Annotated in this window: 14 protein-coding genes; 10 read left to right on the forward strand and 4 right to left on the reverse strand. The window is 60.8% G+C overall.

The window, feature by feature from the left end; translation table 11 throughout:
• Window positions 1-2: 2 nt before the first annotated feature.
• The 3 genes from MOV61_RS06400 (at window position 3) to MOV61_RS06410 (ending at window position 2854) form a co-directional block, all read left to right on the forward strand.
• Window positions 3-1031 (forward strand): zinc-binding dehydrogenase, encoded by a 1029-nt coding sequence (locus MOV61_RS06400; RefSeq protein ID WP_038543266.1) that lies wholly within the window; start codon window positions 3-5, stop codon window positions 1029-1031.
• 10 nt (window positions 1032-1041) lie between these two features.
• Window positions 1042-1971 carry a lipid A biosynthesis lauroyl acyltransferase gene (locus MOV61_RS06405; RefSeq protein WP_038543264.1) on the forward strand — a complete coding sequence of 310 codons (930 nt, stop codon included), beginning with the start codon at window positions 1042-1044 and terminating at the stop codon, window positions 1969-1971.
• 169 nt (window positions 1972-2140) lie between these two features.
• Window positions 2141-2854, forward strand: a complete 714-nt coding sequence (locus tag MOV61_RS06410; RefSeq protein WP_038543262.1) for a PAS domain-containing protein — start codon at window positions 2141-2143, stop codon at window positions 2852-2854.
• A gap of 3 nt (window positions 2855-2857) precedes the next feature.
• Here the strand turns inward: MOV61_RS06410 and MOV61_RS06415 are convergent, their stop codons facing one another.
• From MOV61_RS06415 to MOV61_RS06425, 3 genes are all read right to left on the reverse strand, one after another.
• Window positions 2858-3214, reverse strand: coding sequence for a VOC family protein (locus MOV61_RS06415; protein WP_038543260.1), 357 nt, complete (start codon window positions 3212-3214; stop codon window positions 2858-2860).
• Between the two features lie 9 nt (window positions 3215-3223).
• On the reverse strand, window positions 3224-3631 hold the full coding sequence (locus tag MOV61_RS06420) for an SRPBCC family protein (protein WP_038543259.1): 408 nt from the start codon (window positions 3629-3631) through the stop codon (window positions 3224-3226).
• A gap of 67 nt (window positions 3632-3698) precedes the next feature.
• Complete coding sequence (locus tag MOV61_RS06425) at window positions 3699-4463, reverse strand: helix-turn-helix domain-containing protein (protein ID WP_247135990.1); 765 nt, start codon at window positions 4461-4463, stop codon at window positions 3699-3701.
• A 184-nt stretch (window positions 4464-4647) separates the two neighbouring features.
• Here MOV61_RS06425 and gndA point away from each other — a divergent pair, with 184 nt between their 5' ends.
• Window positions 4648-6081 (forward strand): NADP-dependent phosphogluconate dehydrogenase, encoded by a 1434-nt coding sequence (gene gndA, locus MOV61_RS06430; protein WP_247135991.1) that lies wholly within the window; start codon window positions 4648-4650, stop codon window positions 6079-6081.
• A gap of 52 nt (window positions 6082-6133) precedes the next feature.
• Here the strand turns inward: gndA and MOV61_RS06435 are convergent, their stop codons facing one another.
• Window positions 6134-7186 (reverse strand): LacI family transcriptional regulator, encoded by a 1053-nt coding sequence (locus tag MOV61_RS06435; RefSeq protein WP_038543253.1) that lies wholly within the window; start codon window positions 7184-7186, stop codon window positions 6134-6136.
• A gap of 415 nt (window positions 7187-7601) precedes the next feature.
• Between MOV61_RS06435 and MOV61_RS06440 the strand changes: the two genes are divergently transcribed.
• From MOV61_RS06440 to MOV61_RS06465, 6 genes are all read left to right on the forward strand, one after another.
• Window positions 7602-8837, forward strand: a complete 1236-nt coding sequence (locus MOV61_RS06440) for an ABC transporter substrate-binding protein (protein ID WP_038543251.1) — start codon at window positions 7602-7604, stop codon at window positions 8835-8837.
• Between the two features lie 99 nt (window positions 8838-8936).
• Window positions 8937-9839 (forward strand): carbohydrate ABC transporter permease, encoded by a 903-nt coding sequence (locus MOV61_RS06445; protein ID WP_247034563.1) that lies wholly within the window; start codon window positions 8937-8939, stop codon window positions 9837-9839.
• 10 nt (window positions 9840-9849) lie between these two features.
• Complete coding sequence (locus MOV61_RS06450) at window positions 9850-10779, forward strand: carbohydrate ABC transporter permease (protein ID WP_247136026.1); 930 nt, start codon at window positions 9850-9852, stop codon at window positions 10777-10779.
• Window positions 10780-10784: 5 nt separating this feature from the next.
• Window positions 10785-11897 carry an ABC transporter ATP-binding protein gene (locus MOV61_RS06455; RefSeq protein ID WP_247135992.1) on the forward strand — a complete coding sequence of 371 codons (1113 nt, stop codon included), beginning with the start codon at window positions 10785-10787 and terminating at the stop codon, window positions 11895-11897.
• Between the two features lie 259 nt (window positions 11898-12156).
• Window positions 12157-14589, forward strand: a complete 2433-nt coding sequence (locus tag MOV61_RS06460; RefSeq protein WP_247135993.1) for a glycoside hydrolase family 2 protein — start codon at window positions 12157-12159, stop codon at window positions 14587-14589.
• A 24-nt stretch (window positions 14590-14613) separates the two neighbouring features.
• Window positions 14614-15375 carry a sugar phosphate isomerase/epimerase gene (locus MOV61_RS06465; protein ID WP_038543243.1) on the forward strand — a complete coding sequence of 254 codons (762 nt, stop codon included), beginning with the start codon at window positions 14614-14616 and terminating at the stop codon, window positions 15373-15375.
• The last annotated feature ends 19 nt before the right edge of the window (window positions 15376-15394 follow it).

Here is a 15394-nt window from a genome sequence, read left to right on the forward strand (position 1 = left end):
TTATGCGCGCTCTGCAACTGATCGATGACCGGAAGCTCGAAGCCGTGGACATTCCCGAGCCCGAGGCCCCAGGCCCAGGCGAGGTAACGCTGCGGGTCAAGGCCGTCGCGCTTAACCATATCGACGTCTGGGGCTGGCGCGGCATGGCGTTCGCCAAGCGCAAGATGCCGCTGACGATCGGAGCGGAAGCCTCCGGCGTCGTCGAGGCGATCGGGCCGGGCGTTTCGAACGTCCTGCCCGGCCAGCTCGTGTCGATCTACGGCGCGCGCACCTGCGGCCTCTGCAAGCCCTGCCGCGAGAAGCGCGACAATCTCTGCGAACACGTGTCCGGCGTGCACGGCTTCCACCTTGACGGTTTCGCGCAGGAAAAGGCCAATTTGCCGGCCCGCCTGCTCGTGCCGGCACCCCCGGGCGTCGATGCGATTGCCGCAGCGCTGGCACCGGTCACCTTCGGGACCGTCGAGCACATGTTGTTCGACAATGCCAAGCTGCAGCCGGGCGAAACCATTCTGGTCCATGCCGGCGGCTCCGGCATCGGCACGGCGGCGATCCAGCTCGCCAAGAAGATCGGCTGCACGGTGATCACCACGGTCGGTTCGGACGACAAGATCGAACGGGCCAAGGCGCTCGGCGCCGATCACGTCATCAACTACCGCACCGACCGGTTTGAAGGCGTCGTGCGCAAGCTCACCAAGAAGAAGGGCGTCGACGTCGTCTTCGAACATGTCGGCAAGGATACCTGGGCCGGCTCGATGCTGTGCATGAAGCGTGGCGGCCGCCTCGTCACCTGTGGCTCCACGTCCGGCATCTCGACCGACATGAACCTGATGATGCTGTTCCAGCAGCAGCTGAAGCTGTTCGGCTCATTCGGCTGCCGCATGGAGAACATGGCGAATGCCATGCAGAAGATGGCTCAGGGCATTGTTCATCCGGTGATCGACACGGAAGTCACCTTCGCCGAGATCGACAAGGCGCTGGAGCGGATGGAAACTCGCCAGGTGTTCGGCAAAATCGTGCTCCGGATGGACTGAGGCGTCTCCTTTGAAGATGTTCCTTACCCGGATCGCTCTGGCGCTACTCCACTTCCAGCAATGGCTGGTGGCGCAGAGCGCGTTCGGGCTCTTGAATTTCCTGAAGATTTTTCCGGCGGATCCGGGCATCCGGTTCGCCGACCGGATGGCGCGGCGCATCGGGCCAAAGCTCGGCCGCCACAAGCTGATGCTTGTCAATCTGCGCAACGCCTATCCGGAAAAGACCGACGAGGAACTTGAGCAGATCGCCATAGCGAGCTGGGGCCATATGGGCCGGCTCGCCGCCGAATACGTGTTCCTCGACCGGCTGTTCGATTTCGATCCGGAACAGGAGAAGCCGGGCAGGGTGGAAGTCTCCGGCATTCCGATCTTCGCCGATCTTCGTGACAATCCGCGTCCGTTCATCGTCTTCACGGCCCATACAGGCAATTTCGAACTGCTGCCGGTCGCCGGCAATGCCTTCGGCCTCGAAGTGACGGTGCTGTTCCGGCCGCCGAACAATCCCTATATCGCCGACAAGGTGTTCGCCTTCCGTAGCGCCCGCATGGGCCAGCTGGTGCCATCGCATGCGGGCTCTTCGTTTGCTCTGGCGCGTAAGCTCGAAACGGGCGGCGGTGTCGGCGTTCTGGTGGATCAGAAATTCCGCAAGGGCCTCAAGACCAGCTTTTTCGGGCAGCCCGTCCAGACGAGCCCATTGCTCGCAAAGCTGGTTCGGCAGTTCGATGCCGAAGTCTATCCGGCTCGCTGCATCCGACTGCCGGGCAATCGTTTCCGGCTCGAGATCGAACCGAAGGTAGAACTGCCGCGGGACGCCAACGGCAAACTCGATCTCCAGGCGACCGGGCAGCTCCTCAACGACAAGGTGGAAAGCTGGGTTCGCGAATATCCCGAACAGTGGCTCTGGTACCACGACCGGTGGCATATCAAGCGCTATCTCTAAGCAGATTTTGAGATTTTTCTGACCGCATTACTGCAATTTTACTTTAAGTCACCGGCTATAAATCGGGTCTGCTTTTGAGGAATAAATTAATCTGAATCGCATTGGATATTGGAGGCGCCGATCTTGAGGAACGATCGGCGATAATCTCCGGCACGAGGGGGAGGGCATTTTGGAAGCGTTGATCGATCTGTTTTGGTCAAAATATGCCGATCTACGGCAGGCCGTCGAGCGCAATGACGATAACGCAACCACTTCGCTCGATCGTGAACTCGATCCGCTTCTGCTCGCGGTCTTTTCGAGCCAGAGCAAGGATCCGGCCAGCATCCAGGCGCAATTCCGCTTCGCACTCGACCTCCTGAACGAAGAGGCCGACGATCGCGGCTGCGTTCGTCGCAACGGTCATCTGCTGCAGATGCTGGTGGAACGCTACGTCGTTCAGGAGACCGGTCTGTCGGCCAATCGCCGTCCGGAGCCGGAATCGCTCGATCATGGTGTGATCGCCGATGCGACGGCAGACGGTTTTCTCGACGACGCTCTGCTCAATCGGATTTCCGACCGTATCGTGGTGATCGCGCCCGGATATCGGATCTTCTACTCCAACGAGACCAACGCACGCCGTCTTGATCTCGATCGCGACGCGCTGATCGGCCGGCATTTTGCTGAATTCGTCGGCCTTCACCGTTTCAAGAACGATTTCAAGCCGAACCTGGATCGCTGCTTTGCGGGCGAGAGCATATCATTGACTTACGCCGATCAGACCGACGGCCAGACGGTCGTCGTCCGTTGCCGCATGTCTCCCTGTGTTTCTGGCTCTTCACAACTGATCGGCGCGCTCCTGGTCATGCAGGAAACAGCCGACCGCCGCCGGCGTCCCGCGGCCTGACCTCTATCTGTCTGACCAGATAGCCAGCTCGTAGCCCTCCGGATCGGCGAAATGGAAACGCCGCCCCCCGGGGAACGAGAAGATCGGCTTGACGATCCGGCCACCGGCTTTACCGACCCGCTCAAGGGCATTTTCCAGGTCGTCCGCGAAAAGAATGACGAGTGGGCCGCCTTTGGCTGTTACGTCCGTCGACTTCGCAAAACCGCCCGTCAGCCTTCCGTCCTGAAACTCGCAGTAGTCCGGTCCATAGTCCGTGAAAGTCCAGCCGAAGGCCGAGCCGTAAAAAGCCTTGGCGGCTTCGACGTCCTTCACGTTGAACTCGATATAGTCGATCTTGCGATCCGCTCCCTTGGTTCCCATCGGGCCCTCCTATTTCCTTTCTTCCAGCAGGTTTTTCAGCGCCCTGAGATCCTTCCGCACATGGGCGGCATCGGCCTCGAAAGCCGAGTCGTCGAGGTCCGGGCGCTGCAACAGCGTGAACATGATTTCCGCTCCATCACCGTTCGCCACGACGCGCAACGGGTTCTCGACCACGAGACCGTTTTCCATCGTCACCGTGTGGTCGAGGATGCCGAATGGATTGTCGGGCGAGAACCGCACGCGCACCAGGCCGACCGGTCCGCCGTCGCCGATCCAGTGGTCACCGTCACGGGTAAGCCCGGCGGCAAGGCCGGATGCCCAGAGCGGCATGTTTTCAGGCTGGCTCGCGAAGGCGTAGACGTGCTGCCAAGGTCTCTCGATGCCGATATGAATTATACGGGCGGGCAGGGTGGTCATGGTAGCCTCCTCAGTTTCCCCTCGGTCTATCCGAAGAGAAACGACGGTTCTTGAACAAAACGGACAATCAGCTGCAGATCTGTCTGCGGATTTCCCAAGGTGTAAAGGTCGTCAGCTCCTTCACATCGCGCGTCATGTGCGCCTGATCAGCGTAACCGGCCTCAAGCGCGAGAATGGCGAGATTTCCGGATGCGGGCTGGCGGACCATGCGAAGAAAGCGCTGGAGGCGAAGAATGCGCTCGAGAGTTTTCGGCCCATATCCGAAGTGATCGTGGCTCTGGCGGCGCAGGGTCCTTTCGCCGAGTGCCTGCGTCGCCAACGAGCCATGCAGCACGCCGCTGCCGAGCCCATCGAAGAGCATTCCCATCGCGTTTTGAGGCTCGGCGGCCAGTGATGCCTCTCCTGCCGCCCAAGCATCGAACAGCCGCCGCCTTACGATCGGGCAGTTTGCTTCGGCAAGCCGATCTTCCATCGCCCGGACGTCGTCCCGGAGCTCGCGGAGCGGCACGGCTTGTCCGACCAACTCGCGGAGCGGCACGTCGAGCCAATGCAGGGCAGTACCCGGCCTGAAGCGCAGGCCGAGGATGGATTCACCGGGGGCGAGGGCAGGGAAGGCGGCAGTGCGGTCAGGGCCGATCACCATCAGTTGACCGCCAGCCCAGATCAGGTCGCAGCAGCCGTCCGGCACGACAGCAATCTGTCCCTCGAACTCCTGCGGCAGGCGATGCGACCAGACACGGCAAAACAGCCTCGAAAGCGTCCCGTGCGCCGGTCGCTCTCGGTAAGTGCCGGCGCGCATTGACAGTATCGGCGTATCTTTGGGCGTATTCATACCTCCTTGTGGCATCCGAATTTGGCAGCCGCAAGACGCCGTCCGCCGCGGAGAAAACGGTGGCTGCGTCGCCGCGACGAAGACAGAGTGTCATGGAAATTTAATCGTTTAGCGTCGCCATCGCCTTGCCGTTTCCCTATATGAATGCGACAACACCCTCGAATCTCAATATGGAGGCACATCCGTGGAACAGGCAGAAATCGGCCTTATCGGGCTCGGCGTCATGGGCTCTAACCTCTCGCTCAACATTGCCGAAAAAGGCAATAAGATCGCCGTCTTCAACCGATCTCCGGAAGCGACCCGCAAGTTCTACGCCGAAGCCGGCGAACTGCAGGGCCAGCTTGTCCCCTGCGAGACGCTCGAAGAATTCGTCGCCGCCATCCGTCCGCCGCGGCCGATCATCATCATGATCAAGGCCGGCGATCCGGTCGATCAGCAGATGGAGCTTCTGAAGCCTTACCTTTCGGCCGGTGACATCATGATCGATGCCGGCAATGCCAATTTCCGCGACACGATGCGCCGCTTCGACAATCTGAAGGACAGCGGCCTGACCTTCATCGGCATGGGCGTTTCCGGCGGTGAAGAGGGTGCGCGCCACGGGCCGTCGATCATGGTCGGCGGCACCGAGGAAAGCTGGAAGCGCGTCGAAAAGGTGCTGACCTCGATCTCCGCGAAGTTCAACGCCGAGCCCTGCGTCGCCTGGCTCGGCGAAAACGGCGCCGGCCATTTCGTCAAGACCATCCATAACGGCATCGAATATGCCGACATGCAGATGATCGCCGAAATCTACGGCATCCTGCGGGACGGCCTCGGCATGAGCGCCTCCGAAATCGGCGACGTGTTCGGCAAGTGGAACGAGGGCCGCCTGAACTCCTACCTGATCGAGATCAGCCAGACGGTGCTGAAGGCAGCCGATCCGATTACCGGAAAGCCGATGGTCGACATCATCGTCGATGCCGCCGGCCAGAAGGGCACCGGCAAGTGGTCGGTCATCGAAGCCCAGAACATGGGCGTTGCTGCGACCGCCATCGAGGCTGCCGTCGCCGGCCGTGTCCTCTCGTCCCAGAGAACGGAACGCCTGGCTGCCGAAAAGATTTTTGGCCTCCCGAAGGTCGCGGAAGCGCCGAAGGATAAGGCTGCCTTCATCGCCGACCTCGAAAGCGCACTGCTCGCCGCCAAGATCGCCGCCTATGCGCAGGGTTTCGCCGTGATGTCGGCAGCGTCCGCCGAATATAACTGGAACCTGCCGATGCCGACGATCGCCAAGATCTGGCGCGCCGGCTGCATCATCCGCTCGGCCTTCCTCGACGAGATCACCTCGGCCTTTACCAAGGATCCGCATGTCGCCAACCTGATCGTCACGCCGGCCTTTGCGCAGATGGTCAAGGATACCGACGCTCCGTTGCGTCGCGTCGTTTCTTACGCCTCTCTCTCCGGCCTGCCGGTTCCGGCGCTCGCCTCGGCGCTCTCCTATTTCGACGCCTATCGTCGCGGCCGTGGCACGGCGAACCTCATCCAGGCGCAGCGCGACTTCTTCGGCGCCCATGGCTTCGACCGCCTCGACGGCGTCGACAAGCATCACGGCCCATGGGGCAGCGGCCTTAGCGAATTTGCCTGATCATTGATCCGCGCAACGCAAAACGCCCGCCAATCCGGCGGGCGTTTTCGTTTCAGTCCTTCGGCGCCATCTTCGACCAGACGGGCTTTGCGACACTCTGCAGCAGTTCCGGGCCGACGCCATCGATGCGCGCCATCAGGGCCTTGGCAAGCTCGCGCCCGGCTTGGCGGACATCCTCGCTGACCGTATAGATCTCCGGGCGAATCCAGTTGAGAAAGTCGGCCGACTGTTTCGATACCATATCGACATCGTGGCCCAGTTTCTTGCCGGCAGCCTCGAGACCGGCCACCAGTGCGATCGTCGCCGATCCGCTGATCGAAACGATGCCATCCGGCGGCTCGGCTGCGCGCATCATCCGTTCCGCATAGGCGCGGGTTTCTTCAAGCGGCGTCTCGCTGGTCACCCGGCCCATCGGCACTTCGGTGGCACCGAAATCGGCAAGCCCGCGTTCGAAGCCGACGCGACTGTGGACGTAGAATGAGAAGCGGCTTCCCGGCGACAGGAACGCAATCCTCCGACGGCCTTTCCCTACCAATTTCTGAACGGCCTTATAGGCGTAAGCCTCGTTGTCGTAGTCGTGATAGGGATGGACGATCCCCATGTCGGTGCGGCCGTGGGTGACGAAGGGCAGATTCCGCTCTGTCATCAGCCGCACCCGCGCGTCGTCGGGCTCGATACGCGAGATGATCACCCCGTCCGCCGAGCCGGTGTCGAGGATATAGCGTACCGGCACCATCGGGTCCTTCTGAAAGGAATGCGGCGTCACCACGAGGTGATATTGCGTGCCGCCCAGCACTTCGGAAATGCCGTGCACCATCTGGCTGGTGAAGCCCATCAGCTCCTCGTCGATGCTGAGCACGAGGGCGATGACGTTGGTCTTGCCGGTTCTGAGGCGCACTCCGGCGCGGTTCGGTTGATAGCCGAGCTGGTTGGCAACAAGGCGGACGCGTTCTTTGGTGTCGGCGCCGATATCCGGCGCATCTTTCAACGCACGTGAAACGGTGGTGATGCCGAGGCCCGTCATATAGGCGATTGTTTTCAAGGTAGGACGTTCACGGACCGCCGTCTGCGTTCCGCCCGTCCTAGATCTTCCGCTGTCATCCATGATTTGCCGTCGCTGCCCGAGTCAGGTGGCCACTATAAAGGGCCCAAGCTTGCCTGGAAACGTCGCGACACCTCCCTGTCCTCCAACACGAAAATTATAACTGAAACGATACAGGTAAAATGTCGAGAGGAATTTTGCCCGATACAGGAACCACCTTCCTCTGAGTTGCACAACGCAGATGCGAAAGAAATTTTTGCAGGCGCGAAAGGTAGGCTGCCTGATATCGGCGAATTGACGCCTATTACGTGGCTATTCGTCCCACTTGAAGAACAAATTCGCTGACCGTCGAAATACGGTGGCATCTTCTTCAGGTTGCATTCCCTGCGCCAACAAATTTTTTCCGACAAAACCGGTTGCGCGATATCCGGGATTGCCCTACGTTTTTACGGCAACGTTTCAGTGAGGGAGGAGACTCATGAATATTCGTTCTATGGCGGCTGTTCTTGCCGCAACCGTGATGCTGCCGCTTGGTGCGGCTCACGCCACCGATCTCGAAGTCACCCATTGGTGGACGTCCGGGGGCGAGGCTGCCGCTGTCGCGGAACTCGCCAAGGCTTTCAACGCAACCGGCAACAAATGGGTTGACGGCGCGATTGCAGGTTCCGGCGGTACCGCCCGTCCGATCATGATCAGCCGTATCACCGGCGGCGATCCGATGGCGGCCACCCAGTTCAACCACGGCCGCCAGGCCGAAGAACTGGTCCAGGCCGGCCTGATGCGCGACTTCACCGATCTCGCCAAGAAGGAAGGTTGGGACAAGATCGTCCGCCCTGCGGGCCTGCTGAAATCCTGCACTTTCGAAGGCAAGATCTATTGCGTGCCGCTCAACATCCATTCCTGGCAATGGCTGTGGCTTTCCAACGACGCCTTCAAGAAGGCGGGCGTTGCGGTTCCGAAGAACTGGGACGAATATGTCGCAGCAGCCCCGGCGCTTGAAAAGGCAGGCATCGTGCCGCTCGCAATCGGCGGTCAGGCCTGGCAGTCGACCGGCCTGTTCAGCGTGCTGACGGTCGCGATCGGCGGCAAGGAGATCTACCAGAAGGTCTATGGCGACAAGGACGCAAAGGTTGCGGCCGGTCCGGAAATGGCCAAAGTCTTCAAGGCCGCCGACGACGCCCGCAAGATGTCGAAGGGCACCAACGTCCAGGACTGGAACCAGGCGACCAACATGGTGATCACCGGCAAGGCCGGCGGCCAGATCATGGGCGACTGGGCGCAGGGCGAATTCCAGCTGGCCGGCAAAAAAGCCGGTGTCGACTACACCTGCCTGCCGGGCCTCGGCGTGAACGAGATCATCTCGACCGCCGGTGACGCCTTCTACTTCCCGGTCCTCAAGGATGCGGCGAAGACGAAAGCGCAGGAAGTACTTGCCTCGACGCTTCTCGATGCCAAGACGCAGGTTGCCTTCAACCTCAAGAAGGGCTCGCTGCCGGTGCGTGGCGACGTCGATCTTGCGGCCGCCAACGACTGCATGAAGAAGGGCCTCGAGATCCTTGCCAAGGGCAATGTCGTCACCAGCACCGACCAGCTCATCACGCAGGATACGCAGAAGCAGCTGGAAGACCTGATGTCGCAGTTCTTCGCCAATACCTCGATCACTGCCGAGGAAGCCCAGAAGCGCTTCGTGGCTATTTTCTCCAAGGCCGGTTGATCCGACAGACAGCGATCCAACAGCCGGCTCCGCGTCCGAAAGGGGCGGGGCCGGTGGTGGCTCGCTTCCAGCAGCCTTTGCCATCCAGAGGAGTTGACCATGGCGGCGCACACTCAGCCCGGCCGACCCAATCAGTTATTCCGCAATCTCAATTCGAAGATTGCCTCGATCCCGATGATGCTGACGGCCGTGGTGATCTTCCTCGGCGGCACGATCTGGACCGTCGTTTATTCCTTCACAAATTCCAAGCTCCTGCCACGCCTGTCCTTCGTCGGCCTGGAACAGTATGAGCGGCTCTGGGATACGCCGCGCTGGATCGTCTCGATCCAGAATCTGGCGACCTACGGGTGCCTGTCGCTGATTTTTAGCCTGACTATCGGCTTCCTGCTGGCCGCGTTGATGGATCAGAAGATCCGGTTCGAAAACACGTTCCGGACGATCTTCCTCTATCCGTTCGCGCTGTCCTTCATCGTCACCGGCCTTGTCTGGCAGTGGATCCTCAATCCTGAATTTGGCGTGCAATCGGTCATACGCTCGCTTGGCTGGACGAGCTTCGCGTTCGATCCACTCTACAATTCCGATATCGTCATCTACGGCATCCTGATCGCTGCACTCTGGCAGGGGACGGGGCTTGTCATGTGCCTGATGCTTGCGGGGCTTCGCGGCATCGACGAGGACATCTGGAAGGCCGCACGCGTCGACGGCATCCCCATGTGGAAGACCTACCTCTTCATCATCATCCCGATGATGAGGCCGGTCTTCGTCACTACCCTGGTCATCATCGCCAGCGGCATCGTCAGGATCTACGACCTTGTCGTGGCGCAGACGAGCGGCGGACCCGGCATAGCCTCCGACGTGCCTGCCAAATACGTCTACGACTACATGTTCTTCGCCCAGAACCTCGGCCAGGGCTTTGCCGCATCCACGATGATGCTGCTCGCCGTCGCCATTATCATCGTTCCCTGGGCCTATCTCGAATTCGGAGGACGCAAGCGTGGATAAATCGCTCACGATGCCCATTTCTGGGGCCGCCATCTCCGGGCCGGCCGGTTCCCGGCTGGAAGCCGGTCCGCAGGGAAAACGCCCCCGCAAGGTTCTCTCGTCGCGCAATATCATCGTCTACGGTGCGCTTGGCCTGGCTGCACTTTATTACCTCGTGCCTCTCTACGTGATGGTCGTCACGTCGCTGAAGGGCATGCCTGAAATCCGTCTCGGCAATATCTTTTCGCCGCCGATGGAGATCACCTTTGAGCCCTGGGTGAAGGCCTGGGCGCAGGCTTGCACGGGCTTGAACTGCGACGGTCTTTCGCGCGGCTTCTGGAACTCGGTTCGGATCACCGTGCCATCGGTGATCGTGTCGATCGCGATCGCCTCGGTGAACGGCTACGCGCTTGCCAACTGGCGGTTCAAGGGTTCGGAGATCTTTTTCACGATCCTGATCGTCGGCGCCTTCATCCCCTATCAGGTGATGATCTATCCGATCGTCATCGTGTTGCGCGAAATGGGCCTCTACGGCACGCTCTACGGCCTCATCCTGGTGCATTCGATCTTCGGTATGCCGATCCAGACGCTGCTGTTCCGCAACTATTTCGTCTCGCTGCCGGAAGAACTTTTCAAGGCGGCGCGCATCGACGGGGCAGGGTTCTGGCAGATCTATTTGCGGATCATGCTGCCCATGTCGCTGCCGATCTTCGTCGTCTCGATGATCCTGCAGACCACCGGCATCTGGAACGACTTCCTGTTCGGCGTGGTGTTCACCCGCCCGGATACCTATCCGATGACCGTACAGCTCAACAACATCGTCAATTCCGTCCAGGGCGTGAAGGAATACAACGTCAACATGGCGGCGACGCTGCTGACGGGTGCGGTTCCACTGATCGTCTATTTCGTTTCCGGCCGGCTTTTCGTCCGCGGCATCGCGGCCGGCGCAGTCAAAGGATAAGCCTGATGCTCAACAATGTTTCCACGCGCACTCAGAGCAGCGTTTCCATCCGAGAACTGTCGCTGTCCTTCGGCTCGGTCAAGGTGCTGGAAAACCTCAACCTTGACATCCATGACGGCGAGTTCCTGGTACTGCTCGGCTCGTCGGGCTGCGGCAAGTCCACGCTGCTGAACTGCATCGCCGGGCTTCTGGAACCGACCGAAGGGCAGATTTTCATCAAGGACAAGAACGTCACCTGGGAAGAGCCCAAGGACCGCGGCATCGGCATGGTGTTCCAGTCCTACGCGCTCTATCCGCAGATGACGGTTGAGAAGAACCTCTCGTTCGGCCTGCGCGTTGCCAAGGTTCCGAGGGACGAGATCGACCGCCGCGTGGCACGCGCTTCCGGCATTCTGCAGATCGAGCCGCTCTTGAAGCGCAAGCCCTCGGAACTCTCTGGCGGCCAGCGCCAGCGCGTCGCGATCGGCCGGGCGCTGGTGCGCGACGTCGACGTCTTCCTGTTCGACGAGCCGCTGTCGAACCTCGACGCAAAACTGCGCTCCGAATTGCGCGTCGAGATCAAGCGGCTGCATCAGGCGCTCAAGAACACGATGATCTACGTCACCCACGATCAGATCGAGGCGCTGACGCTTGCCGACCGTATCGCCATCATGAAGAGCGGCGTCATTCAGCAGCTCGACGATCCGGTGACGATCTACAACCGGCCGAGGAACCGCTTTGTCGCCGGATTCATCGGTTCCCCGTCGATGAATTTTCTGAAAGGAGAACTGGCGGAGGAGGGCGGTCGTACCGTCTTCAAGACCAATGGCGTCAGTTTCTCCCTGGATGGCTATGATGCATCCGAACCGCTGAAACCCGGACGCCAGGTCATCCTGGGCGCCCGTCCGGAGCATATCAAGGTGGATGGCGATATCAACGGCGGCGAAATCCATGAGGCGGTGGTCGATATCGAAGAGCCGATGGGCGCTGACAACCTACTATGGCTGAAACATGCCGGCCACGTGATGTCTGTTCGCATCGGCGGCGCACGGCGTTACGCCGTCGGCGCCAAGGTGCGCCTCGCCTTCGACATGAGCATGGCTTCGCTGTTCGACGCGGGAACGGAAGAGCGGATCTGATGTTTGCGTGCAGTCAGTTGCATATGGGCCGATTGCCCTTGGGGCAATTGTCGTCGCGGCAGGTAATACCCCCCTCTGTCCTGCCGGACATCTCCCCCACAAGGGGGGAGATCGACTCGCTGCAACGTCTCGCCATCCCCGGCGCTTATAGCGGGACTGGTGAGCAGGCCCCCAGCCAATCTCCCCACCCGTGGGGGAGATGTCCGGCAGGACAGAGGGGGGGGGGATCGGCACGCCCTGAATTTTGCGGACCGGTGCAATGACCACGATCGACCTCTCCGGCTCCTGGCAGCTCGCCTCTGCCGACGGAACGCATCGCACCCAGATGCCGATCCCGGGCGACGTTCACACTGCGCTGAAGTCGGCCGGCATCATTCCCGATCCGTATTTCGGCCGCAACGAGAATGAGGTGCAATGGGTTGCCAACGAAGATTGGACGGTCGAGCGGCGCTTCACCCTCGATGATCCCGCGGGCTCCTGGTATCTCGACATCACCTACCTCGATACGGTCGCGACCGTCTTCGTCAACGACGTCCCGGTGCTTCAGGCAGACAACTGTTTTCGCCGTTACCGGCCGGACGTGTCGAAGGCGCTGAAGGCTGGCGAGAACACGGTCCGCATCCTTTTCCATTCCAGCATCGCCGAAGGGGCGGAGCGCCAGGCGCGGCAGCCCTTCTACATTCCCTATTCCACGACCAATTCGCCGATCCCGAACGGCAATATGCTGCGCAAACCGCAATGCCATTTCGGCTGGGATTGGAATGTCGCGCTGGCGCCGCTCGGGCTTTACGGCGAAATCGCGCTGCAGAGGCTCGAAACCGCCCGTATCGAAAACATCGTCACCAGCCAGAGACATGAGGCGGGCGCGGTCGATCTCATCGTGACGGTCACGCTTTATGCCGAAGGGCAGGGCGTGCTGCCTGTGTTCTTTTCATTCGGAGACGAACGGGTCCGGCTCGATTGCGGCGTGCGTGCCGGCGAAACGACGGTCACTCACCTCTTTCACATCGACGACCCGAAGCTCTGGTGGCCCTTCGGCAGCGGAGAACAGGCGCTCTACGAATTGACGGTCGGCACCCCCACCGAAGCCATCACCCGCCAGATCGGCCTCAGGACCGTTGAGCTGCTAACCGACCCGGACGAGGCCGGCAGCCGTTTCGCCTTCCGCGTCAATGGCCGCGAGATCTTCTGCCGCGGCGCCAACTGGATCCCGGCCGACGCGCTGTTTTCCTTATCGAGCCGGGAGAAGACCGAGGACCTGCTGCGCTCCGCGGTCGATGCTCACATGAACATGATCCGTGTCTGGGGCGGCGGCTTTTATGAAGCGGACTGGTTCTACGATCTCTGCGACCGCTTCGGCCTAATGGTTTGGCAGGACTTTCAGTTCGCCTGCAATCTCTATCCATCGACGCCCGATTTCCTCGAAAACGTTGCGGCGGAAGTCGAGTACCAGGCCCGCAGGTTGATCTCGCATCCCTCCATCGTGCTCTGGTGTGGCGATAACGAACTGGTCGGCGCGCTGACATGGTTTCCGGAATCCCGCGAGAACCGCGACCGCTACCTCGTCTCCTACGACCGGTTGAACCGGGTCATCGAACAGGCGCTCGACAAGGCCGCGCCCGATGCCATCTGGTGGCCGTCCAGCCCTGCTTCCGGTTATCTCGATTACGGCGACGCCTGGCACGCGGACGGTTCGGGCGACATGCATTACTGGTCCGTCTGGCACGAGAACAAGCCATTCGACAATTACCGCTCTGTCCGCCCGCGCTTCTGCTCGGAATTCGGCTTCCAGTCCTATACGTCGCTGCCGGTCATCGAGACCTATGCCGCGGCCAAGGACATGAATATCGCTTCGCCAGTCATGGAGCATCACCAGAAGAATGTCGGTGGCAACGAGCGCATCGCCGGCACGATGTTCCGCAACTTCCGCTTTCCGACGGATTTTGCCAATTTCGTCTATCTCAGTCAGGTGCAACAGGGATTGGCGATCAAGACCGCCGTGGATTTCTGGCGGTCGCTGAAGCCGCATACGATGGGTGCGCTTTACTGGCAGCTCAACGACACCTGGCCGGTCGCCTCCTGGTCCAGCCTCGACTATGGCGGCAGCTGGAAAGTGCTGCACTATATGGCGAAGCGCTTCTTCCAGCCGGTTACGGTTGCGGCGATCCCGTCCGATGACGCCCGGGAAATCCGCTTCTCGCTCGTCAACGACACGGCGGAGGATGTGACGGCGACGCTCAACCTTTCGCTCCTGACGCTCCAGGGCGAACGCAGTTCGCTTCGGCGTGTGGAATCCGTCTGTACGTCGGATGCGGCCGTGACCGTGCTGACGTTACCGACCGCAGATATTCCCGAGGGCGGGATCCTCGCCTGGAGCTTTACCGCGTCGAACGGCATGGCCGGCGAGGGGCATCATGTGCCGGGCACTTACAAGGCCCTGGAACTCGAACCGGCAGGGCTTGAGCTTGCCGCGTCTCCATCCGGAGACGGAGGTTTTGATCTCGTCGTCAAGGCCGAGAGCCTCGCCCTTTTCGTGCTGATCGAGAGCGGCACGCCCGGCCGTTATTCCGATAACGCTTTCGATCTCGCCGCCGGCGAGAGCCGCAGCATTCGCTTCACGCCCGCCGTCCCGACGGACGCGATCCCGCAATTCCGCATCTACGACCTCTATTCCTGCCAGGCGGCAGGCTGAGGTCTCTATCAAGGGAGGAACACCATGACGAAACTCGGTTTTCAGCTTTATTGCGCACGCAACTTTCCGCCGCTCTCGGATGTCCTGAAGAAGGTTGCGCAGGCCGGCTATACGGAAGTCGAAGGTTATGGCGGCATCTATGCGACGCTTGACGAAGCAGGCCTGAAGACGCTCAAGGGTGATCTCGATGCCAACGGCCTGACCATGCCGACCGGTCACTTCGGTATTGACCTTCTCGAAAAGGAGCCGGAACAGGCGCTGCTGATTGCCAGGACGCTCGGCGTCGAGGCGATCTATTGCCCGCATCTCGTCGCCGACCAGCGCCCAACCGATGCCGCCGGCTGGTTCGCCTTCGGTCAGCGCTTGCAGAACGTCGGCAAACGCTATTGGGATGCCGGTTATACGTTCGGCTGGCATAACCACGACTTCGAGTTCAAGACGCTGCCGGACGGCTCGACCCCGCAGGAGCAGATCCTCGCCGGTGGTCCTGACCTTGCCTGGGAAGCGGATATCGCCTGGGTGATCCGCGGCGGCGCCGATCCGTTCGCCTGGATCGAGAGCTACGCCAAACGCATTACCGCCGTCCATGTCAAGGACATCGCGCCGGCCGGCGAAAACGCGGATGAGGACGGCTGGGCCGATGTCGGCCACGGCACCGTTCCGTGGAAGGACCTGATGGCGGCGCTCAAAAAGACGTCCGCAAAACATTACGTCCTCGAACACGATAACCCGAAGGATCTCGATCGGTTGCTGACGCGGTCGATCGCTTCCTTCAAGACCTATTGATCACAGGAATTCCGGAGTT

The organism is Neorhizobium sp. BETTINA12A (genome assembly GCF_023006485.1).
Taxonomy (GTDB): domain Bacteria; phylum Pseudomonadota; class Alphaproteobacteria; order Rhizobiales; family Rhizobiaceae; genus Neorhizobium.